Origin of the sequence: Flavobacterium selenitireducens (assembly GCF_014748335.1) — a bacterium.
Classification (GTDB): Bacteria; Bacteroidota; Bacteroidia; order Flavobacteriales; family Flavobacteriaceae; genus Flavobacterium; species Flavobacterium selenitireducens.
The window spans coordinates 343,987-367,430 of sequence record NZ_JAAVIY010000002.1 but is presented as its reverse complement, the minus strand read 5'-3'; the positions used below and the strand labels follow the sequence as shown (position 1 = coordinate 367,430).

General features: G+C 48.6%; 19 protein-coding genes and 1 tRNA gene. 8 read left to right on the top strand and 12 right to left on the bottom strand.

The window, feature by feature from the left end; genetic code table 11:
- The first annotated feature begins 5 nt into the window (after positions 1–5).
- The 3 genes from HC229_RS05150 to HC229_RS05140 all read left to right on the top strand — a co-directional run bounded on the left by HC229_RS05150 (position 6) and on the right by HC229_RS05140 (position 5,054).
- Positions 6–1,880, top strand: coding sequence for an Ig-like domain-containing protein (locus HC229_RS05150; protein ID WP_191019391.1), 1,875 nt, complete (start codon positions 6–8; stop codon positions 1,878–1,880).
- 35 nt (positions 1,881–1,915) lie between these two features.
- Positions 1,916–2,746 carry a glycoside hydrolase family 16 protein gene (locus HC229_RS05145; RefSeq protein WP_191019390.1) on the top strand — a complete coding sequence of 277 codons (831 nt, stop codon included), beginning with the start codon at positions 1,916–1,918 and terminating at the stop codon, positions 2,744–2,746.
- An 82-nt stretch (positions 2,747–2,828) separates the two neighbouring features.
- The gene (locus HC229_RS05140; protein ID WP_191019389.1) at positions 2,829–5,054 is read left to right on the top strand and encodes a glycoside hydrolase family 3 N-terminal domain-containing protein; all 2,226 of its coding nucleotides are present in this window, start codon (positions 2,829–2,831) and stop codon (positions 5,052–5,054) included.
- 1,738 nt (positions 5,055–6,792) lie between these two features.
- On the opposite strand, the gene HC229_RS05135 is transcribed toward HC229_RS05140, so the two are convergent.
- Entirely contained in the window at positions 6,793–9,507 is a 2,715-nt protein-coding gene (locus HC229_RS05135) for a T9SS type B sorting domain-containing protein (RefSeq protein ID WP_191019388.1), read from the bottom strand.
- Positions 9,508–9,779: 272 nt separating this feature from the next.
- Positions 9,780–10,133 (bottom strand): MmcQ/YjbR family DNA-binding protein, encoded by a 354-nt coding sequence (locus tag HC229_RS05130; RefSeq protein ID WP_191019387.1) that lies wholly within the window; start codon positions 10,131–10,133, stop codon positions 9,780–9,782.
- A 238-nt stretch (positions 10,134–10,371) separates the two neighbouring features.
- On the opposite strand from HC229_RS05130, the gene HC229_RS05125 reads away from it, so the two are divergent.
- A complete protein-coding gene (locus HC229_RS05125) occupies positions 10,372–11,547 on the top strand; it encodes an NDNF family FN3 domain-containing protein (RefSeq protein ID WP_191019386.1) in 1,176 nt (391 codons plus the stop codon).
- 265 nt (positions 11,548–11,812) lie between these two features.
- The gene (locus HC229_RS05120) at positions 11,813–12,265 is read left to right on the top strand and encodes a response regulator (RefSeq protein WP_191019385.1); all 453 of its coding nucleotides are present in this window, start codon (positions 11,813–11,815) and stop codon (positions 12,263–12,265) included.
- A gap of 75 nt (positions 12,266–12,340) precedes the next feature.
- Here HC229_RS05120 and HC229_RS05115 read toward each other — a convergent pair whose 3' ends face one another.
- From HC229_RS05115 to HC229_RS05075, 9 genes are all read right to left on the bottom strand, one after another.
- A complete protein-coding gene (locus HC229_RS05115; RefSeq protein ID WP_191019384.1) occupies positions 12,341–13,981 on the bottom strand; it encodes a PAS domain-containing sensor histidine kinase in 1,641 nt (546 codons plus the stop codon).
- Positions 13,981–15,009 carry an ATP-binding protein gene (locus HC229_RS05110; RefSeq protein ID WP_191019383.1) on the bottom strand — a complete coding sequence of 343 codons (1,029 nt, stop codon included), beginning with the start codon at positions 15,007–15,009 and terminating at the stop codon, positions 13,981–13,983. The genes HC229_RS05115 and HC229_RS05110 overlap by 1 nt, the downstream gene beginning before the upstream one ends.
- A complete protein-coding gene (locus HC229_RS05105; protein ID WP_191019382.1) occupies positions 15,000–15,410 on the bottom strand; it encodes an anti-sigma regulatory factor in 411 nt (136 codons plus the stop codon). Before HC229_RS05105 ends, HC229_RS05110 begins: the two co-directional genes overlap by 10 nt.
- Positions 15,388–15,780: an STAS domain-containing protein gene (locus tag HC229_RS05100; protein ID WP_191019381.1), complete on the bottom strand. Its 393-nt coding sequence runs from the start codon at positions 15,778–15,780 to the stop codon at positions 15,388–15,390. The genes HC229_RS05105 and HC229_RS05100 overlap by 23 nt, the downstream gene beginning before the upstream one ends.
- Positions 15,781–16,641 (bottom strand): STAS domain-containing protein, encoded by an 861-nt coding sequence (locus tag HC229_RS05095; RefSeq protein WP_191019380.1) that lies wholly within the window; start codon positions 16,639–16,641, stop codon positions 15,781–15,783.
- Between the two features lie 1,081 nt (positions 16,642–17,722).
- Positions 17,723–17,809: transfer RNA gene (locus HC229_RS05090), tRNA-Ser, on the bottom strand.
- A 125-nt stretch (positions 17,810–17,934) separates the two neighbouring features.
- The gene (locus tag HC229_RS05085; protein WP_191019538.1) at positions 17,935–18,972 is read right to left on the bottom strand and encodes an asparaginase; all 1,038 of its coding nucleotides are present in this window, start codon (positions 18,970–18,972) and stop codon (positions 17,935–17,937) included.
- Positions 18,962–20,098, bottom strand: a complete 1,137-nt coding sequence (locus tag HC229_RS05080) for a 1-acyl-sn-glycerol-3-phosphate acyltransferase (RefSeq protein ID WP_191019379.1) — start codon at positions 20,096–20,098, stop codon at positions 18,962–18,964. Before HC229_RS05080 ends, HC229_RS05085 begins: the two co-directional genes overlap by 11 nt.
- 58 nt (positions 20,099–20,156) lie before the next feature.
- Positions 20,157–20,927: a TatD family hydrolase gene (locus HC229_RS05075; RefSeq protein WP_191019378.1), complete on the bottom strand. Its 771-nt coding sequence runs from the start codon at positions 20,925–20,927 to the stop codon at positions 20,157–20,159.
- Positions 20,928–21,012: 85 nt separating this feature from the next.
- On the opposite strand from HC229_RS05075, the gene HC229_RS05070 reads away from it, so the two are divergent.
- The 3 genes from HC229_RS05070 to HC229_RS05060 all read left to right on the top strand — a co-directional run bounded on the left by HC229_RS05070 (position 21,013) and on the right by HC229_RS05060 (position 23,010).
- Entirely contained in the window at positions 21,013–21,459 is a 447-nt protein-coding gene (locus HC229_RS05070; protein WP_191019377.1) for a retropepsin-like aspartic protease, read from the top strand.
- A 16-nt stretch (positions 21,460–21,475) separates the two neighbouring features.
- Positions 21,476–21,979: an STM3941 family protein gene (locus HC229_RS05065; protein ID WP_191019376.1), complete on the top strand. Its 504-nt coding sequence runs from the start codon at positions 21,476–21,478 to the stop codon at positions 21,977–21,979.
- A gap of 131 nt (positions 21,980–22,110) precedes the next feature.
- Entirely contained in the window at positions 22,111–23,010 is a 900-nt protein-coding gene (locus tag HC229_RS05060; RefSeq protein ID WP_191019375.1) for a DUF4476 domain-containing protein, read from the top strand.
- A gap of 71 nt (positions 23,011–23,081) precedes the next feature.
- Here the strand turns inward: HC229_RS05060 and HC229_RS05055 are convergent, their stop codons facing one another.
- Complete coding sequence (locus HC229_RS05055) at positions 23,082–23,282, bottom strand: hypothetical protein (RefSeq protein WP_191019374.1); 201 nt, start codon at positions 23,280–23,282, stop codon at positions 23,082–23,084.
- Between the last annotated feature and the right edge of the window lie 162 nt (positions 23,283–23,444).

The following is a 23,444-nucleotide window of genomic DNA, read 5'->3' as shown; positions in this document are numbered from 1 at the left end:
AGACTATGAAAATACATCTCAATACCAAATTTGCCTGCCAGTTGTCGTTGTTGACAATTGTGCTTGCCGCTTTCAGTTGCGAAAACGATGACGCTGACTTAAGGGAAGCTTCATATTCCAAAAATCCGGAAGTGTTCATCGATACGTTCACTCCGGGGCTCATCTACTCGGCGTACGGAGGCGCTGTCGCGGATGCATTCCAGGTCGATACGGACGTGTCTTACAACAACTCCGCGGCTTCGATGCGCTTTGACGTGCCAAACGTGAACGACCCTTCAGGCGCTTATGCCGGAGGCTCGTTCTATACAAGCGTCGGACGCAACCTTAGCGGATATGACGCGTTGACGTTTTGGGCCAAGAGTACGACGGCTGCCTCGATCGATGTCATCGGGTTCGGAAACGACTTCGGCGACAACAAATACCAGGCGTCCATCACGGGAATGCCGATTTCGACGGCCTGGAAAAAATACATCATCCCAATTCCCGACGCCGCAAAACTAACTGCGGAAAAAGGCATGTTCTTTATTTCGGAAGGCCCTGAAAACGGAGCCGGGTATACGTTCTGGATCGATGAAATACGTTTTGAAAAGCTCGGGACGATCACGCCTCAGCAACCGCAAATCCTAAGCGGGCAAAATCTTACGCAAACGTCCTACGCAGGCGTTACCACTACTATCGACGGATTGGTGACCGCTTTCAATATGCCAAACGGGATCAACCAATCGGTCAACGTCACGCCGGCTTACTTTACGTTTTCTTCTTCAAATGAAGCTGTCGCGACGGTGAACGAACAAGGGACCGTGACTACGGTTGGCGCCGGAACCGCTGTCATCACGGCTACGGTTGGCGGTGTCGAGGCTTTGGGATCGCTTACGATCAATTCATCCGGAGCTTATGTGCACGCCCCTACTCCTACGGCAAGCCCGGCGAGTGTAATCTCTATTTTCAGCGACGCTTACCAAAATGTGCCTGTCAATTATTACAATGGTTTTTGGGCGCCATACCAAACAACGCAGTCTGCCGATTTTACCGTCGGGACAGACAACGTGCTGAACTACACGAACTTCAACTTCGTCGGAATCGAGTTTTCAAGCCCTACGATCAATGCTTCGGGAATGTCCCATCTTCGTCTCGACGTTTACATTCCCAACGCGCTTCCTGCCGGAGCCACGTTCCAGGTGCAATTGCTTGACGCCGGAGCAGACGGGGCGCTCGGCGGAGGAAACGACACGAACGCCACGGTAACGTTCACCGCGCCTACTCTCGTTTCACAAAACTGGATCAGCCTGAACATTCCGCTGGCCAATTTTGGTGCGCTCGCAAGCCGTGCCCATCTTGCCCAACTTATATTTGTAGGAAACAACATCACGAATTTCTATGCGGACAACATTTATTTCGTCAACGACGGGAGCGTTATTCCTCCGGTTCCTACGGTAGCGGCGCCTGTCCCGACCTACCCGGCCGCAGATGTCATTTCGATCTTCAGCGACAGCTACACCAATTTGGCAGGTTCCGACCTCAACCCGAATTGGGGACAAGTCACTGCGGTTACCCAAGTGCCGATCGCAGGAAACAACACGTTGCGTTACGGCAACCTCAACTACCAGGGATTGCAATTGGCGGGCAGCCTCGATGTTTCGGGGAAAAACTTCCTTCACCTCGATTTTTATTCAGCGAACTCGAACGCGTTGAACGTCTACCTCATCTCTACAGGTCCTGTCGAAAAACTGATCCCGCTTACGGTTCCTACCACAGCCGGATGGAACAGCATCGACATTCCGCTATCATCGTTCGCACCGGTGAACCTGGCAGATGTGATCCAATTGAAATTCGACGGCAACGGCGACATTTATTTCGACAATATTTTGTTCCGAAACTAATCTGTAGCCACGTCTAACAACTAAAAAATTACAAAATGAATTATTTTTCAAAATACAACAGCCGCAACAAAAGACTGGCGATCGCCGCCTTGTCCGTGATTTCGATATCGCTTGTGGGATGTAACGAGGACGACAAGCAGGACGTCGGAAAACGCAACTGGCAACTGGCTTGGAGCGACGATTTCGAAGGAACAGCAGGCCAACTTCCGGACGCTACGAAATGGGGATACGACCTCGGAAACAACGGCGGCTGGGGCAACCAGGAGCTGGAAAACTACACTAACAATCCGGAAAACGTTTCCCTTGACGGAAGCGGAAATCTCGTGATCACGGCAATAAAAAACGGCAACTCGTATACCTCGGCCCGTGTCAAGACGCAAAATCTCTTTTCCCAGAAATACGGACGGTTTGAAGCGCGCCTTAAAACGCCTTACGGACCTGGAATCTGGCCGGCGTTCTGGATGCTTGGTGCCAACGTGGGCGAAGTGGGATGGCCGCAATGTGGCGAAATCGACATCATGGAGCTGAAAGGCCAACAGCCCAGCATCATCCACGGAACGGTTCACGGCCCGGGTTATTCGGCAGGCAACGCCATTTCCTCCACTTTTGCGTTGCAAAACGGCCGATTTGACCTCGAGTACCACGTTTTTGCAGTGGAATGGTCCGAAAGCAAAATCGACTTTTTCGTTGATGACTACCTCTACAAGCGCATTTCTAAAAACGATGTTCCGGGTGAATGGGTGTACGACCACGATTTCTTTTTGATCCTCAACGTTGCCATTGGCGGGAATTATGTCGGATTTCCAACCGACCAGACGCCGTTTCCACAAAAAATGATTGTGGATTACGTCAAAGTCTACAAGTAAAACCCGACAGTTCCACAAATGAGAAAGGCCGGAATGCCGGAATGCCGGATCGTTCCGCATGGTTGTAAATCGCATCACACAAATGAAAAAGCACGTATCGCTAATGCTGCTGTTGATTTCCTTTTCAGGGATTTCCCAGCAAAAATCCATTGACCAAAAAGTAAACGAGTTGTTGGCCAAAATGACGCTCGAAGAAAAAATCGGACAGCTCAACCAATACACAGGCGACCACGCCGTGACGGGCCCGTTGACGATGAATCCGAACAAAAAAGAGGAGATCAAAGCCGGAAAAATCGGTTCGATGCTTAATGTCCTGGGCGCAAACTACACACGCGGCTATCAGGAACTGGCAATGCAGTCACGGCTGAAGATTCCGTTGCTTTTCGGGTTGGACGTCGTCCACGGTTATAAAACCACGTTCCCGCTACCGTTGGCGGAGGCCGCGAGCTGGGACCTCGACGCTATCGAACTAGGTGCACGCATCGCCGCCCGGGAATCGGCTGCGAGTGGCATTCACTGGACGTTTGCCCCAATGGTGGACATTTCGCGCGATCCGCGTTGGGGACGCGTAATGGAAGGTGCGGGGGAAGACACTTATCTCGGTTCCAAGATCGCTTATGCCCGCGTTAAAGGTTTCCAGGGCAACAAATTGGGTGACCTGAATTCCGTCATGGCCTGCGTGAAGCACTTTGCCGCTTACGGAGCCGCAATTGGTGGGCGCGATTACAACTCGGTCGACGTTAGCGAAAGAGCGCTTTGGGAAACCTACCTGCCGCCGTTCAAATCGGCACTTGACGCCGGAGCCGCCACGTTCATGAACTCGTTCAACGATATCAACGGGATTCCGGCCACGGGAAATAAACACATCCAACGCGACATCCTGAAAGGCAAGTGGAAATTCGACGGTTTCGTGGTCTCCGACTGGGGATCGATAGGCGAAATGATCAACCACGGTTACAGCAAAGACAAAAAAGAAGCGGCTTATCAAGCCATCACAGCCGGAAGCGACATGGATATGGAAAGTAATTCCTATCGCTACAGCCTGGCCGAATTGGTCAAGGAAGGAAAAGTGTCCGAAAGTCTCATCGACGACGCCGTAAAACGCATCCTGCGCAAGAAATTCGAAATGGGATTGTTCGACGATCCTTACCGTTACAGCGATGCGAAACGCCAGCAAAAAGAACTAAACAATCCGGAAAATACCAAGGCTGCGCGTGAGATTGCCGCCAAAAGTATCGTTTTGTTAAAGAACGAGGCCAATACACTGCCGCTTTCCAAGGCGACCAAGACGATTGGATTCATCGGGCCTATGGTCAAACTCAAACGAGCCAATCACGGTTTTTGGGCGATCGATCTCAAAGATGTCGACTCGAGTTACATCGTTTCCCAATGGGAAGGTCTGGAGCGAAAAGTTGGCAAAAACACCAAGTTGCTTTACGCCAAAGGTTGCGGTATCACAAGTCCCGATAAGTCTGGGTTCAAGGAGGCTGTTGACGTGGCCAACCAGTCTGACGTTGTGATCCTCAGCGTAGGGGAACGACACGACATGAGCGGGGAAGCCAAAAGCCGAAGCTCAATCGGTTTGCCTGGCGTTCAGGAAGAATTGATCAAAGAACTGCAAAAAACCGGTAAGCCGATCGTAGTCCTCATCAATGCCGGACGTCCGTTGGTTTTCAATTGGACTGCCGATAACATGCCGACGATCGTTTATACGTGGTGGTTGGGATCTGAGGCGGGCAATGCCATTTCAGACGTACTTTTCGGCGATTACAATCCGTCAGGAAAACTGCCGATGACCTTCCCGAGAACCGAAGGACAAATTCCGATTTATTACAACCACATGAGCACGGGACGACCGGCCAAGAACGAAGACGACAAAAATTACGTTTCGGCCTACATCGATTTGCAGAATTCGCCAAAGTTCGCCTTCGGCTACGGTTTGAGCTACACGACGTTCAAGTATTCCGACCTCAAACTTTCGAAAAATACGATGGCAAAAAACGACAAGCTGGAAGTATCGGTTACGATTACCAACACCGGCAAACGCCTCGGAGAAGAAGTGGTGCAGCTTTACCTGCGCGACAAAGTGGCTTCTATCGTAAGGCCGGTCAAGGAGTTGAAGGACTTCCGTAAGATCAAACTATCGGCGGGAGAAAGCAAGACGATCGTCTTTACCATCGACGACGAAAAACTGGCGTTCTATCACGAAAACCTCGAGTTCAAGTCAGAATCGGGAAGTTTCGACGTAATGGTCGGGGCCTCTTCCGAAGACATTCGATTGAAAGGGGAATTCGAGTTGTCGGAATAATCCGGATCGAAAACATCGACACCTCTAAATTCTCACCGGTGGCTGTATTTGCGACGATTTTATGCATTTTTTGAAGTCTTCGGCATTCGCTAAAACGAACCCTGTTACAATTTAAAAGGGTGACAGGATATAACCCTGTAGAGTGTCGAAATATCTGGTTTTTGGATGCTTCAGATTTTTTTTGATTTCTGGAACTTTGAAGCGATTAAAGTTATAGCCGCGAATTCGCGAATTTTATGGATTCCGGTAACTGCAAGGTGACAGGTTCTATAATCCTGTAAGGGTGCCCGAAATATCTGGTTTTTGGATGCTTCAGAGTTTTGCTTGATTTCCGCAACTTTGAAGCGATTAAAGTTATAGCCGCGAATTCGCGAATTTGATGGATTCCGGTAACTGCAAGGTGACAGTTCTATAACCTGTAGAGTGTCGAAATATCTGGTTTTTGGATGTTACAATTTTATAAGGATTTCGGGAGTTTTGCTTGATTTTCGTACTTTAAAGCGATTAAAGTTATTGCCGCGAATTCGCGAATTTGATGGATTCCGGTAACTGCAAGGTGACAGTTCTATAACCTGTAGAGTGTCGAAATATCTGGTTTTTGGATGCTTCAGAGTTTTTTTTGATTTCTGGTACCGTTGAAGCCATTAAAAAGGTTATTGCCGCGAATTCGCGAATTTGATGGATTCCGGTAACTGCAAGGTGACAGGTTCTGTAATCCTGTCAGGGCGTCGAAATATCTGGTTTTTGGATGCTTCAGAGTTTTGCTTGATTTCCGCAACTTTGAAGCGATTAAAGTTATAGCCGCGAATTCGCGAATTTTATAGATTTCCGGTAACTGCAAGGTGACAGGTTCTATAATCCTGTAAGGGTGCCCGAAATATCTGGTTTTTGGATGCTTCAGATTTTTTTGATTTCTGGAACTTTGAAGCGATTAAAGTTATTGCCGCGAATTCGCGAATTTGATGGATTCCGGTAACCGCAAGGTGACAGTTCTATAACCTGTAGAGTGTCGAAATATCTGGTTTTTGGATGTTACAATTTTATAAGGATTTCGGGAGTTTTGCTTGATTTTCGTACTTTAAAGCGATTAAAGTTATTGCCGCGAATTCGCGAATTTGATGGATTTCGGTAACTGCAAGGTGACAGTTCTATAACCCTGTAAGGTGTCGGAGTATCTGGTTTTTGGATGCTTCGAAGTTTTGCTTGATTTCTGGCACTTTGAAGCGATTAAAAAAGTTATTGCCGCGAATTCGCGAATTTGATGGATTCCGGTAATTGCAAGGTGACAGTTCTATAACCCTGTCAGGGCGTCGAAATATCTGGATTTTTGGATGCTTAAGAGTTTTGCTTGGTTTCTGGTATTTTGAAGCGATTAAAAAGGTTATTGCCGCGAATTCGCGAATTTGATGATTTCAGATTACAATAGGGCCGGGGAAAGTTGTTCGGGCGTCTAAAAGTGCGGTTTAATCGGTTATTTTAAATGACCGAGACATCGAAAAAACAAATCAGACACTATCTATTATTTGACTAGCCAGGAAAGCTGCCCGAAATGGCGGCTTTTTTGTTGTTTGGAGCAGCCGAAACAACCGGATGAAGAAAAAGCCCTGAAGCGAATTCGAGGGCTTTGTTTTTGTCGGGATTGCGACCGGTTCGGCAAAATAAAATGGGGACGGTCGACGCCCTGTCCTCATTCACATGAACAGTTTGCCGGCCAATCCCCATTTCCCGAAAAATTATGCTATTGCGCCCTGTTGATGTAGATCCATCCGGTCTTGGTCTTCAGGTCAGCGAAGTCGATCACGTAATAGTACGTACCGTCCGGCAATTCGTTTCCATTGTCGCTTTGGCCGAACCATTCGTTCTGGTAATTCGCTTTGGAATACACGTTGGTTCCGTATCGGTTGAATATCTTCAGTTGGCTGACATTGTAGCCCGCCAAATCGAAATTGTCGTTGGCTCCGTCGTTGTTGGCCGAAATTCCCTTTTGGATCTGGCACGCGGCGGAAAGGACATTCGTGTTTTTACGCGTGCTGCACCCGTTTTGGGTAACGACAAGCTCATAAATGCCCGGTGATTGGATCACGACCGATGCCGTATTGCCGATTTGCGTTCCTGACGGGTCGAACCAGGCATACAATGATCCCGACGCATCATCCTGCACGGCGTTCAACGTGTAACTGATGCCGTTGCACCCTTCGGTAAACGTAAAGTCAGGCGCGTCGAGCACCGTTATCGTCAGCGTCGCGGTCGAAGCACATTGACCCGGATCTGGCGTAAACGTATAGGTAGTCGTCGTGGTGTTGTCCAAAACAGGCGACCAGGTTCCGGAAATTCCGTTATCTGACGTCGTCGGAAGCGCGCCAAGCATTCCACCTGAACAAATGGGAGCTACTTCTGCAAAATCAGGCAGATCGGCCTGGTTGACGGTAATCGTCAAGGTTGCCGTCGATGCGCATTGTCCCGGATCTGGAGAAAACGTATAAGTAGTGGTAGCGGTATTGTTCAAGGCAGGCGACCAAGACCCGGAAATCCCATTGTTCGATGTTGTTGGCAAGGCGGTTAACGTACTTCCGGAGCAAATCGGGCTTATTGCAGTAAAAACAGGCGTTACCGCAGGATTTACCGATATGGTCAACGTTGCCGGTGAAGCACACTGGCCGGGCGTCGGAGTGAACGTATAGACGGTCGTGGCCATGTTGTTCAAAGCCGGCGACCAAGTTCCCGCAATGCCATTGTTGGAGGTTAAGGGCAAAGCGTTAAGGTTGCCACCGGGACAAATCGGAGCTACCGCGTCAAATACCGGAACCGTTCCCGGCGTGACGGTAATCGTTACACTTTTTTGGTAAAGACAGGTCGTGGCCTCTTTGAACGTGATATCGTCTAGAGCGAAATCATTCCCTCCGCTTGCGAAATTCTTGTCGTAAATGCCAAAGTTGGCCGTAGTGTCCGAACCCGAATTCCAGTTATAGGAAACCTGTGTCCACAAACATGTCGCGCCAGGAGCCGTCACGGGATTGCCCTGGGACACACCGTTGATTCGCACTTCGAGTCGCGCGGGGCTTTCAGGCGATACCGAAGCCACATAATACGAAAATGTATAATCGGTATTCGGAAGGACCGTTACCGCATTTTGATTGCTCCAGGCGATGATGTTTCCGGTAGGATCAACAGATCCGTCAAACACGAGCATATTACCGCTGCCGGTCGTATTGTCGCCGCACGAAGCGAAAGGTGCGAACCACGCACTTGGGTTGGTCGCGATGCTATACGAGGCTTGTACGCCGAAAGGATTCGGATCTGCAATGAACGAATACTCCGTTACGAACAATGTATCGCCTTGTGAAAAATCGCCATTTTCGATAAGATTTACCGCAGAAGAAACCGCTCCGGACGAAACCGTATACGTCGTGGTCACCGTAGGGCTTACGGTTGGTGTGGCGCTGTTCGGATCCGAAATCGAGGCGTCGGGCGGATTGGCTGTCCAAGTATAGGAACCTGTGCCTCCGGTTGCCATCAACGATGTCGGCGTTCCTGCACAAATCGAGATAGGCTCATTCACCTGCAGGCTGTTGGGAGCGGCCAGGACGATGCCCGTTTGCGTATACTGCTGCCCGGCTGAATCGGATACGGATATGTCGTAGGTTCCTTCACCAAGCCCGGTAAAAATCCCGTTGTTGCTGGTTTGGGTTGCGGTTCCCGTCAGGTTGTAAATCGTGTAAGGCAGCGTTCCGCCCGTAAGGCTTACGGTAATCGAGCCGTCCGTTCCGTTGGGACAGGTCGGGTTGACGAAGGCAAAGGAACCGGCGAACGGCAACCCGCCTTCGGTGATCGAAAAATCGTCTATCGCGAAGTCGTTCCCTACGGGACCGGGATTGTTGGTCTTCAACCGCACCATGGCGTTGTTGGCCGTTGCCACAAATGAATATTGAATGTTAACCCAACCTTCGGAAGGCAGTGGCGCCAAAAAGTTTTGGTTCGCAGGATTGATGTTGCTCGCATTGACGAAGAAAATGCCGATGCTGGCTCTCGTGGCCTCATCTGAAGTAACTTCGTTCGATACGGATTTGATCCAGAAGCTGAACGTGTACGTCGTTCCGGCCGTGAATCCGCCGATAGCGCCTCCGGTGTTTCCCGTCGTCCAAAAAAAGCGGTTGGCTAGCAGCGAGCCGTCGAAAACGAGCATGTTGCCCGTGCCCGTGGTGTGATCCCCTCCTGCGGTGAATGTCGTATTCATCAATGCAGGATTCGTCGTCCTGGCGTAAAAACCGGGCGTACTTGTGCCGTTTACGGGATTTATCTGGGTGTAATCGTGCACCATGAAGCCGAGTCCGCTTCCGCCGCTTTCAAAATCGCCATTGGTCAGGATTTGGGCGTTCAGATTTAAATTCGGGATAAGGAGCAACGAAATAAGCAAGGGCATTTTCCTCAAAAAATACAGTAGACTTTTTTTCATGTTTGTTTGGTTAGTCCCTAAAAATACGGCTTGTTTGGTTTCCAAATCCTTAATTCCGGATATAAAAACCATACACCTTTATTTTTTGGACGGATGCAACAACGGGCTGAGATCGCGTGTCCAACACCTTGTGTTTATGGGCGAAATCACTGGTTTTGATGTAGTGTTGTTAAGGTGGCGCGAACGTTTTCGTACCGGTGATGTGACGCTTACAGTGCGCAAAATCGCGAGGGTGTTGGCCGGATGTGGGATTTGGCGCAATTTGTCTCCCGTTACAAGTTTTGCGTCAGTCCTTCGCGAATTTTTTTTGTGAGCTTGCTTTTTACAAGTTCGTACGATGTTTTGACATGGCGCTCAAACTCCTCCGAAGAAACCTTGCCGATGTCTATGATCGTCACCCATTTGTGTTGGGCGAAATATGGCGCGGGTTTGAAGTTGGGTTGGGTCGATATCTCATCGAAACGGTCGTCGGGCACTTTAAAGGCAACGGACATCGGCACCGATTCCAAATCGACAAGACAAAACATTTTCGATGCGACCATAAAAACAAGGTCAGATTTCCACTTTATTTCTTCGTGGGCGTGAGGCATCGCGCTGCAGATGGTTTCGAGGGTTTCGAGGGTCATAATTCAAGACTTACTTTTTCTTTCTTCCGCCAAGGCGCATTTTCAATTTCGATGGATAACAGTTTGCAGCTGAACACGTTTTTATTCCTATATTGCCCCACGACAAAGTTTCCAAAAAAAAATTCACACCGTAATCATCGTTCGCCTGGCGCTCGGACATGACTGTTTCTATTAATCTCCATCAGCCCGACGTGGCGTTGGTGCGCTATTTTTATCGTCAAAATTTATATAAACTTACATGAAAACAAACAAACGCTTCTTTAAACTGCCCGGTTTCTCAATCTTGGCTATCTTTTTGACGTTTCTTTACGGCTGCTCAGGCGGTGACGACACTCCTTCAGAACCCTCACCCACGAGCCCAACGGTAGTAACCTCAGAGGCGATACCAGTTAATCCCGTGACTTACATCTTGGGAGGCAACATCACATCGAGCGGGAATTCAAGTTTACAACAACATGGTATCATTTACGGTACGAATCCCAATCCTACTTCCAACAACAGCGAAATAATCGTCGATAATTCCGACCAGACCGGCGAATTCTCGATCACGGTTTCCGGCCTTTTGCCCAACACCCAATACTATTTCCGTGCATATGCGCGCAACCTGACGGGAGAGCAACTTGGCAACGTACTTAGTTTCACGACCGGAGCATTGGTCGTGACCCTTGAAACAACCAACATCCTTACGACGAGTGCTTTGCTGAAAGGCGAAAAGCTCGACCAGGAACTTGTACATGTTGGCTTTGTGTACGGAACAGATCAAAATCCTACGATAAACGACAATTTAGTCTCGGAGTTGGTCAACGGACCCGATACGTATGAAATGGAGGTAACGAACCTGCTCCCGAATACGGTCTATTATGTAAGATCTTACCTCAACACAAATAACGGCGCGAGCTACGGTGAGCAAAAGCAGTTCAGGACGACAGGATATTTTGGTCCGGGCGGCGGTTACGTCTTTTACGACAAAGGCGTCACACAAGATTCGTGGCGCTACCTTGAGGTTTATCCGGAAACGTTAAGCTACAACCCGAGTCAGACAACAGGCAGCGCGTGGGGCAACAATTCGTTTGTTTCCGGGACTTTCGATGCGTTCGGTTCAGGCCTCGACAATTCGAATGTGATCGCATCCAACGTCACGCAGGCGAACTGCGCTGCAAAACTATGCCTGAATGCGACAATCGGCGGGAAATCGGACTGGTTTCTACCGTCGAGCCAAGAGATGCTCACGGCAGCGAATGCCATGCAGGACATGGGCATTTTCCTAGGCAATTCGTTCTGGACGTCTACCCAAACCAACGCCGAATACGCAAAAGTAGTTAGTTTCGATAGTCCGCCTCCAACGTATTCCATTTTTCCCGCCCAACCAAAGACCATCAACAACATTTGGGTCCTGCCTGTCCGGCGGTATTAATTTCGCGGGCAGATGTGCCGGTTTCCCTCCGCTTCCAAAAATATGTGGCGGCCGGGAAATCGTCTCCATCGTTTGCATTCCATAAAGTCGGAAACTTTAAAGTAAACACGGGGAATCAGCATCGAAATCATACAATCGATTTCGGCACAAGTTATAATCCGGGAGAAGGCATGTCACGTTAGCTTTGGTGTGGATGTTTCGTTTGAAGTGGGTTCACGCCACTCTTGCGACGTCTGAATTTTACTTTCCTAGCTGACACGATATTATGAATTCTCCCGCTGATTTTGCCAATAACCGATGGTTCCACGTAGACGACGACCTCGACGATCTTTCGGTATATGCCGATATCGTCGCCGAAACCGCGCCGGAAGTCACCTTGGAACAATTCACCTCGAGTCTTGAACTCATCAGGCGGCTCAACGGGGACGACGCCCCGCGATTGATCCTAATCGATCTCAACATGCCCGTTGTCGACGGGTTGGGATGCCTGAAGCATGTCAAGATCATCCCGCATGTGAGCAAAATCTCGCGTTTGGTCATCCTTTCGACGAATTCCAACAAAGAAATGATCGATTACTGTTACGCGATGGGCGCTCATTATTACGCGATCAAACCGTCCGACCCTGATAAAATTCGAGAATTGATCCTGAAACTACTTGCAATTTCCAAAAGCGAGCCGCGGTTTCCCGTGGGAAAGAAACAGTATTTGCTGACGTGACGATATGCGTTTGGTAGTCCGCCGTCCGTCCGAAATAAAATCGATCGCGTAAAACCTATCGTTGTATGTCAATGCCTAATGTCCGACCGAAGGGAAGTAAAGGTGGAAAGTCGCGCCTTTTTGCGGCTGGGATTCCACGGTGATATGTCCGGAATGGTTCTCTATTACCTTTTTACAGATGGCAAGCCCGAGACCGGTTCCCGTAAATTCCTTGTTCTCATGCAGCCGCTTGAATATCTTGAAAATGAATTCCTTGTATTCGTCTTTGAACCCTATGCCGTTATCTGTAAACATCAGATGGTGGTAGACACGCCCTGTTTTGAGAAAGTCTTCGTGCCCGGCGGTGATTTGCGTGGCGTTTAGCGTAATGTGCGGAATTTCCGTAGAGTATTTCAACGAATTCGACAAAAGGTTCGAAAACAGCTGGTACAATTGGCTGGCGTCCCCGTGGATTGTCGGAAGTGGCGAAATGTCCACGTTTGCGGTGCGCTCCGCTATCAAAAGTTCGTGATCGGCGACGACGTTATTCAGGATCGCATCCAAGTCGACCTGGCGGAATTCGGAATCTTTATGGCCGATATGCGAAAATTGCAGGATTCCCCCGATAAGATCCCGGAGCCTTCCGGCAGATTGTATGATCTTGGGTGCATATTCCTGTTTGGTGGCAAGTTCGCTGTCCTGGTAAAATGAGGCGAAAAACTGCATTTTGCGCAGCGGTTCCTGAAGGTCGTGGCTTACGATATGGGCGAATTGTTCGAGTTCGTTGTTCTTTTTGGTCAGGTCGCCCACGGTAGCTTCCAGCAGCTTTTGGTTGCTGACCAGTTGCTGTTGCACTTGTTTGAGTTCCTGGTTGTCGCGCAAGGTTTCCTCAACGAGTTTCTGGGCGTGGATATCTACAAAAAAACCATTCCACTTTGTGACGTTGTTGTGCTCGTCCTTGAACGGAACCAGCGAAAACAAATGCCATACGAATTCTTTTTTGCCCTTGAGCCTCACCTGAGAGCGCATGATTTTCTTCTCTGCGAGCGAGTGGTTGAAAACGGTGGTAAAACCGTCCAGATCGTCCCCGTGAAGAACGCTGCTGCTGAGCAACCCGAAATCGAGGCCTTCACTACCAAAATAGGATTTGAAGTTTTTGTTGCTGAGCGTGACCTCTTTTTTCGGGTTCATCGAGAATATGAGCTGCGGCAAACTTTCCGATAGATGCCGGTATTGTTCCTCACTGTCGGAAAGTTGCTCGGAAAGCGTGATGAGCTGCACGTTCTTTTTCCGGATTTCGTCATAAGGCGACAGAGGCGGTTCGGTCTCGAAGAAACTCCTGAAGTCCTTGATCCTGGCATCTGTTATCAACGTCGCAAACCGAATTTTTGCAGATAAGCTGTAGGTGAAAAAACCGTCTTTTTGTTCATCGGTAATCCCGCCGCTAAGCCGCTCGGCGTACCGAAAAGGGTTCGGCCGGAGTTTTTTCAGGTTGACCTTGTCCTTGATGATGGCCACGACATCTTTTCTCGACCTTCCGCTTACCTGAATTCCCAGGGAAAGGGACGACTCGAGGCCATCGCCTATCGAGCAACGCGCAATTTCCGAGACGGCGGTCGCAAAAGTGGTTTGGGCCGACAATCCGATCCCGCAAAGTTCCAACAGTTTCATGGCTCTTTTGTGGGCCAGGATAAGGTCCATTTCGTTGTCGAGGTCGATGCGTACGATTTCAATCATCAGATAGATATTTTTGCCGTAAATACGGTCATGTCGTCATTATTGCGCGCATAACTTTTATAGATAGCCGAAGCGATGATGTTGGCGTCATATTTCAAAATCGACGGCATGGCGTTGAGGTTCCATTTGCTCTGGATACCATCTGAATTTACCACTAAAATATCGTATTTGCACAAATCGTAAGTGCTGTTTACGATCGTACGCGGGAAATTCGCGCCAATGATCCCATTATAGGAAATAAAGCTCTTGTAAGCAAGACCGTTGACTACCCGAACCGAAATATTCCCCACGCCGCATACGGACATCTTCGCATCTGTCATATTGAGGTAAATCACACTGGCAACGAGACCCCGGCTGTCTTTTACATGTCGGTTCATATCGGTGAGGATAACGACCGGATCGACCGAACGCGTGCTGTCGAAAATTTCGAGGGCGAGCTTCACGGCGTGGTGGGCGTTGAAACCGTGTCCGAGGCCATCGCCTACAAAAATCAGGTAGCCTTTTTCGACTTTGCGAACCGCATAGGCATCGCCACATATCTTTTCGCCGGGATAGCACACCTGGACGGCGCCCATGTCTACAGTCGGCTTTCGGCTGTCGATGACTTCGGGCCCTGAAACGACGACCTTGCAGTACACGACGGTTCCCCAATTCTTTGCCGAATAAATATGGAAGTCCCGGCTCAGCCGTTTGATCGAGCCCAGGCCATGCCCTAATGTATTACTCGACGAAACGCCGTCCTGTACTTTTTTCTGCATGTTGTCACTGCCGGGACCATTGTCGAGGCTGTACATTTCAAAAACGATTTCGCTTGCTTTTTTGGAAATGCGGTAAAGCAATTTTCCAAATCCCGCGTGCTTGATGATATTCGTGGCCAGCTCGGCAATCACGAGGTCGACTTTCGCTGCCTGCTGCAAGCTGATGCCGTGATCGGCAAGATCTGCATTCACCTGTCTTTTGATAAATGCGATATGGCTGCGGTCTTCCACTTCCATTTCGGTAAAAAACGCCCGCTTTATCACTTCCATTTCAAAAGGGTAACTGTGGTTCCCACTCCGACCGTCGAACGGATATCGAATTGGTCGACAAGTCGTTTTGCACCGGGCAATCCTAATCCCAAACTCTTTCCAGTCGAAAAACCATCGCTCATTGCCTTGTCCAGATCCGGTATGCCGGGCCCGGAATCCTTAAACGTTAGCCGGATACCAACCTTGCGCCCGTCGGTGACCGTTTCTATCATCGCTTTGCCGCCTCCACCGTATTTGAGCAGGTTCCGGACGATTTCGCTCGCCGCGGTGATGATCTTGGTCTGATAAAGCAGGCCCATGGATATCTTTGTCGCATACGTCTTGACCGCATTGCGAAAAAATATGGCGTCTTTTTCGATCGTTACGGCAATCTCCTCCCTATTCTGAACTGTAAATGTCATGGTCTTCGTCAAGGTTGTAGATTTTTGAGCGAAGCAATTCCATGCCCTTTTCAATATTGAGTGCATTGTACACTCCTTCAAAGTGCAAACCGAGTTCGATTAGGGTAATGGCCACGGCAGGCTGCATTCCGGTAACGACGGTTTCGGCATCCATTATTTTCGACATTTTGGCGATATTGACCAGGATGCGGCCCATAAAGGAATCGATGATCGAAACCGCCGAAATGTCGATAAGCACACCGCGGGAGTGGTGCTTGCGGACGAGATTGATAAGGTCGGCTTCAAGGTTTTCGGCGAGTTGGTCGTACAGGTCGACTTGAATCGTGACGAGCAGGAACTCGCCAAACTTTAATATCGGAATCTTTTCCATTTAGGCACCGGTTGCTAGTTTTCTCTCGGATTTTTTTACCACGTCGTAACGAAGCATGTCAAACGAAGTCCTCAACGCACTCGCAAGCGTAGCCTTGGTGATGATGCCGGAAAGGTCGATCCCGAGGTGGACGATCGTTTGGGCGATTTCAGGGCGAATACCGCTGATGATGCACTCGGCGCCCATCAATCTCGTCGCGCTTACCGTTTTGATCAAATGCTGCGCAACCAACGTATCTACCGCAGGAACGCCGGATATGTCCAAAATCGCGATCGAACTTTCGCTCTCGACGATTTGTTGGAGCAGGCTTTCCATGACGACCTGGGTGCGCGAACTGTCAAGCGTCCCGATGATCGGCAAGGCCAACACGCCGTCCCAAACCCGGATTACCGGCGTAGAGATTTCGGTTATTTCATCGGTTTGGCGCATGATGATGTCCTCGCGTCCTTTTATGAACGATTCAAACGAATTGATCATGATGTTGTCGAGAATCTTGCTTATTTTAAGACTGTCGGCGTATAATTGTTTTGCGTCGGTAATTTCGGACGACAAGACTTCGAGCATCGCTTCCTTGAGACGCAAGATAAACGTTGCCGTCTCGCGAGGAGAATAACCTTGTCTCGCGCGCGATAACGACAGGATTCCCACGTTTTCTTTTACTTTGCTGAAAGCGTCCGAATCCGGATCGTCAATTGAATTTTCCGTCAAGGATTTTACCAGGCTCGTTACGAGTTCGGCAGCCTCGGCTTTTTGTTCTTCGGTTTGTGCATCTGCAAAATCTCCCTCTTCACTTGCTTGTAAAAGCAGCCACTTTTCTGTAATTAATTTCGAATTGGACTGCAATGCTTGGATAGTGCTCATTGATAGTGTTTTTATAATCGTCTAAACTACTTCTAATTTTTCACGTAGCTTACAGTTTTGGAACTTTTGTATGGCAATTTTAGCTATTGCCGAAAAAGGTTGGGCGATGAACAAACTACAGTCGTGTTCATTTGCGTTTTTTCTTTTCCAAGGGTAACGATTGCGAGGTTTTCGGCTTAACGAGTCAGGAGTGTTGTGGTCTCGGGCTACTTTCGGGGCAAGGACGAAGTTTCCCCCATTTTTTGCATTTTCATTAGATTTTGGATGGGACGCCATCTGACAGTTTCCGTTCTAAAATGATTTCATACATGACGTAATGCGCGCGGAATACAAAACCTCAGCATTTTGTTTCAAATTTCCTGTTGCAAATTTTTGTGTAACAGAATTTTTGTAAGGCTTTTTTGAGTTGTCACTTGGACGACTGTACGGAGAGAAGCGGCGGTAAAGACGGCTAGAGTTTTTTTTTAACTGATGGATTATCGGCAATGTTCCCAGAAGGAATGTGTCATTAACCTTCGCCGCTTTAAGTCGGCACGCGATTTTGCTTCCGATGGATTCAACTAATCAGAATTATTTGAGGCGATATCAAGGGAATCTGTCGTTTCGGAATGCGCCGCCGGAAAAGGCGGCTTGCATTTTTTGCTTCTGCCAACTTACGAAAGGCGAAAAGCCATTGCGATGGGATTACCTGAGGTGATCCCGTAGAGGGAATCTGTCGTTTCGGAATGCGCCGCCGGAAAAGGCGGTTTGCATTTTTTGTTTCTGCCAACTTACGAAAGGCGAAAAGCCATTGCTGATGGGATTACCTGAGGTGATCCCGTAGAGGGAATCTGTCGTTTCGGAATGCGCCGCCGGTAAAGACGGCTTGCATTTTTTGTTTCTGCCAACTTACGAAAGGCGAAAAGCCATTGCTGATGGGATTACCTGAGGTGATCCCGTAGAGGGAATCTGTCGTTTCGGAATGCGCCGCCGGAAAAGGCGGCTTGCATTTTTTGTTTCTGCCAACTTACGAAAGGCGAAAGCCTTTCGACGCCGGCAGAAACAAAAAATGCGCTTTCCAATGGAAAGCGCATTCCGAACGCAGAGAGGATGGGATTCGAACCCACGATGCAGTTGCCCACATACAAACTTTCCAGGCTTGCTCCTTCAACCACTCGGACACCTCTCTAATTTGCGAGTGCAAAGAAACACATTTTTTTTGGTTCGCGCTACTATTAAGTCCCGGTTTTGTAAAATGAAACAAAGCGAATTGGAATTTTCGGTGGATTTGCCTGCTTCCGAATAGGTAAAAAACTACTTCGCCTGCGACATTTCTCCCCGTATCGATTTTTCGAACGCATCGCGAAACGAATCCGGGGCTATTTTTTGCCCAAGCAGATACATTAATTTGGTGATGGCCGCCTCCGTTGTCATGTCTTTTCCCGAAATCACGCCGATTTTCTTGAGCTGTGTACTGGTTTCATATTGCCCCATGCTGACGCTTCCGCCGGCGCATTGGGTCACGTTGATGATGTGGAGTCCGTTTTTAATCGCTTTCTGCAATGCCGAAACGAACCACTTTTCGGTAGGCGCATTGCCGGACCCATACGTTTCGAGCACGAGGCCTTTTAGGTTGGGAATGTTTAAAATCGCCGAAAGCACCTCGGGATTAATACCCGGAAATATCTTGAGCACGACCACATCGTCATCCATGTGGCGGTGAATACGCAATTTTTTGGTACCGTTGAGCGGAAAAGCCGCGTCCCGGTCGACTTTCAGGTGAACGCCGGATTCGGCAAGCGGTTGGTAATTGGGTGAGGTAAACGCGTTGAAATGTTCCGCGTTGATCTTCGTCGTGCGGTTGCCGCGATAAAGTTTGTATTCGAAATAGAGGCAAACTTCAGAGATCAAGGGTTTGTCCTGTTCGCGCAATGAAGCGATCTGGATGGCCGTAATCAGGTTTTCTTTGGCATCGGTACGAAGGTCGCCTATCGGAAGCTGGGAACCCGTAAAGATAACGGGCTTGCTTAAATGCTCGAGCATAAAACTGATGGCCGAAGCCGAATAGCTCATCGTATCCGACCCGTGCAAAATCACGAATCCGTCGCAGGAATCGTAATGGCTTTCGATGATGTCGACCATCTTGATCCACTTATCCGGATTCATATTTGAGGAATCGATAGGCTTGTCGAACGAAAACGTCTCGATATCGCAATCGAGCAATTTGAGTTCGGGAATCTTCTGCAAAAGTTTGGAAAAGTTGAATGCCTTGAGTGCGCCGGTCTTGAAATCCTTGACCATTCCAATCGTACCGCCTGTGTAAATCAACAGGATTTTAGGCTTAGACGGCATCGGCATATTTGAGTTTGTTCACGACCGGGTTGGCGTACATAGCCAAGAATCCTTCGAGAAGCACCGGATTGTCCTCATCTATCCTGATCTCAAGACGGCGTTCGAACAGCTCCTTTTCCTTTTCGGTATAGCGGTCGGTATACGTATCGGTTTTGTGCAGCAGGTCGTAGGCAATGAAATTCGTCGGCCACAATTTATAACCGTCGATCACGGCGGAATCGATAACCTGCGTCAGCGCCTGGATTTGCTTTTGGGTGTTGTCGAATTCAGATTTGATCGCGTCGATTTCGGACATCAACACATCGCCTACGTGAATATGGATGCGCTTCTTCTGGCCCATTATACCCGAAAGCAGCGTCAGGAAATCTTCGTTCTTCTCCTTGATGTATTTCTCGTTGTTGGCCTCCGCGAGCAATCTTGGCATTTTCAGGGCATCGGTAGGATCATATTCGTACGAAATCGATATCGGGACGATCCTGACTTTTTTGAAATAATCCATCAAGTTTTCCTCATTCGATCCCATCGCCAACATCTTCAGCACACCTTGTTGCGTCTGGTCGTTTCCGTCCTTGGTTCTGCCTTCGCGTTGGGCGATCCAAACCGAGCGGTTTTCGCGCCTCAGCAAGCGTTGTATGTATTCCGACAGATTTTTCGAAGCCATCAGCAACTCCCGCGGCGGCAAATTGCGCTGTACCAAAAAATTGCGATTCAAACGCGACAGCACCTGGAGAAACGCTTTCTGGACGAGGTTGTCCCCAATTGCCGAGGCCGTCATGATCAGGCCGTGTTCGAACAAAGCACAATTGAGCAACGAAGTGTCCAGGATAATATCGCGGTGGTTGGAGATGAACAGGTAAGCCGTGTTGGGATCGAGTTTTTCAAATCCGCTTGTGGTAATGCCTTCGGAACTGCGTTCGAGAACTTGTTGGATCGAATGGTAAACAAAATTGCACTGGAAATCGCGTATCGAATGGGTGTGCTCAAGTTGCGACATCCAAATTTCTTCGGGTTGGTCGGGAAAGGTGAAATTCATAAGCGCCTTCATCATCGGATGGTTCGCAACCGATTTCAGGGCGGCATTTACTTCGGCGTCATAAAAAGGCCGGATAGCATCAAATTTTGGCATTGGCGCTTGTTTACATGCAAAAAAACGAAAATTAATTCGAAGTTTTGTTAGGTTTTACTTAAATGCCGTATACGTTTTTTGAATTTTCCGTAGTGATTCGCGCAATCGCATCGATCGGGAGATTGTAAAGCTCGGACAGCTTTCGCGCCACATTCAGGATATAAGCGCTTTCGTTTCTTTTTCCCCTGAACGGAACCGGAGCCAAATAAGGCGCGTCGGTTTCCAGCACGATGTTTTCAATTGGGATTTCAGCCAGGAATTGGTCGATTTTCCCGTTCTTGAACGTCGCCACGCCACCGATCCCGAGTTTCATCCCAAGCGAAATGGCGCGTTCGGCCTGAGCCTGGTCGCCGGTAAAGCAGTGGAAAATCCCGAAAAGATCGTCAGCTTTCTCGCTTTCGAGAATCTCGAAAATCTCGTCGAACGATTCGCGTCCGTGGATGTTGATCGGAAGTTGGTATTTTTTGGCCAGGCGGATCTGCCTCACAAACGCCTGTTGCTGTATGCCCAACGTCGATTTATCCCAATATAGGTCGATTCCGATTTCTCCGATCGCATAAAATTTGCGCCTTTCCAATTCTGCCTCGACAAACGCAAGTTCCGCTTCCCAGGTTTCCGGCTTTACGTAAACAGGATGCAGCCCCATCATCAGGAAAACGTTGTCCGGATAATCGGCTTCCATCGCGTACATTTTTTCGGTATAAGTGGAATCTATCGAAGGAACGAACAGTCGCCTCACGCCGGCATCGAATGCGCGTTGCATCATGGCGCCTTTGTCATCGGCAAATTCTTCGCTGTAAATATGGGTATGGGTGTCGGTAAAGATCATTTTTAACGCAATTGGACGCAAAGTTACAAAGTCCTTAAGACTTGTTTTCGTCAGAATTCACTTAATTTGGGCTCACGCCAGGCCTATGCATCAAATAGATGAGATTCTCGACAAAGATCATTATCGGAAGATAAGATTCAAGATTTCCAAAACACAGCATTTGTTGTTGTCGGCCTCTATAAACGGCGTAAAAGGCGATTTTATCCTCGACACGGGCGCCTCCAACAGTTGCGTCGGATTTGAGGAAACCGAACTTTTTAAACTGATTACCGAAAATTCCAAGACCAAGGCCGCCGGAGCAGGCGCCATCGATATGTTTACGCAAGCGGCGCACAAAAACCTGCTCAAGATCGGGCGTTGGACGTATGACGATTTCAACCTTGTGGTTTTCGATCTGTCCCACGTCAATACGGCACTCGAACAACACAAGGCCAAGCGCGTCCAGGGAATTATCGGCGCCGACGTGCTGATCCACGGCAAGGCGATCATCGACTACGCGAGCCAGACGCTTTACCTGAAAAAACACGTATAATCGTTATTTTGGCCTCATGGAAAAAATGGAACTCAAAAAGTCGGTGTTCAAAGCGCTAAAACTCGTGATCTTATCGTCGCTTTTACTGGCGATGGGCGTCTACCTGATCGCGTCGGGCGAGTCCGGCAAGCAAGCGATCGGATGGGTAAATGCGGTGCTTTTCGGCTTCACTTTACTGGCGGGACTATCGCAGGTTTTCGATCGGCGCGTGCAACTTTCGGCCGATCGGAATGGCCTTTACGAACGCATGAGCCTGACGGAGCCGATCGATTGGTCGGCAATTGAAAGCATCGTTTACAAAAAGGCAGGTACAATTTTCAGCAGCCAGCATTTCGCGGAAGTCACACTCAGAACGTCGTCGGACGAAAGCCTCGCCTCAAAAATTAAAGTGCGCCCGTTCTCGAAACCGCAAGACGGCCGACAACCGCTCAAAATCAACTTATTGCTGACGCCTCTCGAGGGAAAGCCGCGTGAAATTGTCGAAAAACTGAACCAATTACGCGATAACCACGATAAATAAAATCCGTAAAACAATAGTTAAAATTACCCGATTTAAATAAAGTCGGGATTTTTTTTGTTTCAGATTGTCAGAAAATCGCTAATCTTGGCATCCGATTTGTAATCGCCAAAACCTAATCAAACCCTAACTTTATGAAATTGAGTTTTACTTCCCTCCTATTTCTCCTTTTGTCTTTTATCGGAAATGCCCAAAACTACGGCCACCTGACGATTTTCTCTGAAGATGGCGACAAGTTTTTCCTGATCCTCAACGGTGAAAAAATCAATGATGTGGCGCAAACCAACCTCCGCGTTGAAGACCTGCCACAACCTTACTACAGCGCCAAGATCATTTTCGAAGACAAATCCAAAAAGGAAATCACGACAAACAATCTCGCACTTACCGATGTCGACGACCACTTTATGGACGTTACTTACAAAATCAGGCGCGATAAGAAAAGTCCGTCAAAGATGAAGATGAATTTCTTCAGCATGGCGGAAATCGAACCGGATTTCACGCCTCCGCCAAGTCTTTACGTAATGCACTACGGCCAGCCACAACCGCGTGTTACCCAAACCGTGACCACGACCACTACGAACGCCCAACCCGCTGGAGGCGTATCTATGGGCATGAGCGCTCCCGGAATGAACGTCAATATTTCGATCCAGGAACCTCAAATGACCGAAACCATCAGCCATACCACCACGACGACAATGTCTGTTCCGGAGGAAGATCGCAGGAGGCCAAGAGGCTGCCGCGACGGCTATGCGATGTCGCCCCGCCAGCTCGACGATATGCTGTCAAGCCTTCGCAAGCAGACTTTCGAAGATACGAGGCTTAAAACGGCTAAACAGATGGTTTCGAACAACTGCATGAGCGCGGCCCAAGTAGCCAAGATGTGCTTAGAATTCAAGTTCGAAGACAACCGACTGAACCTTGCCAAGCACGCTTTCCCGTTCTGCACCGATCCGAACAATTATTACAAAGTGAACGACGTGTTCACCTATAGCTCGAGTACGGATGAACTGACGGAATTCGTGGCGAATCGATAACCGCATTTCCCGATAAAAAAAAACAGCTTTAAGAGAAATCCTAAAGCTGTTTTTTTTTTGACGTTGGCTTACTATCGCTTGCGGATGTTCGCATAGACGAATCGCGATGGGAAATAAACCGTTGCGATCAATCCGAAGAGAAGACCGACCATTCCGAAAAATTCGGCGAAACGCAGGAACATGCTTGGTTCCTTGGCGTCTCCGTCCATGAGGAAGCCGATTGTTGCCAAAATTGCTGAAGCGGTAAGAATGTTGAAAATAGCTTTTTTCATGTTTCGTTTTTTGATTAATTAAAAGATAACGGCCCGTCTTTATATTTTATTATGGATTTTCGTACAATTCGGCTTTTCATACCCGTAGGAACTAAATAGAACAATGCGATTTAAAGCCCTACCGGATCTTCCGATCGTTCTTCAATTGAACCGAGGAATCAC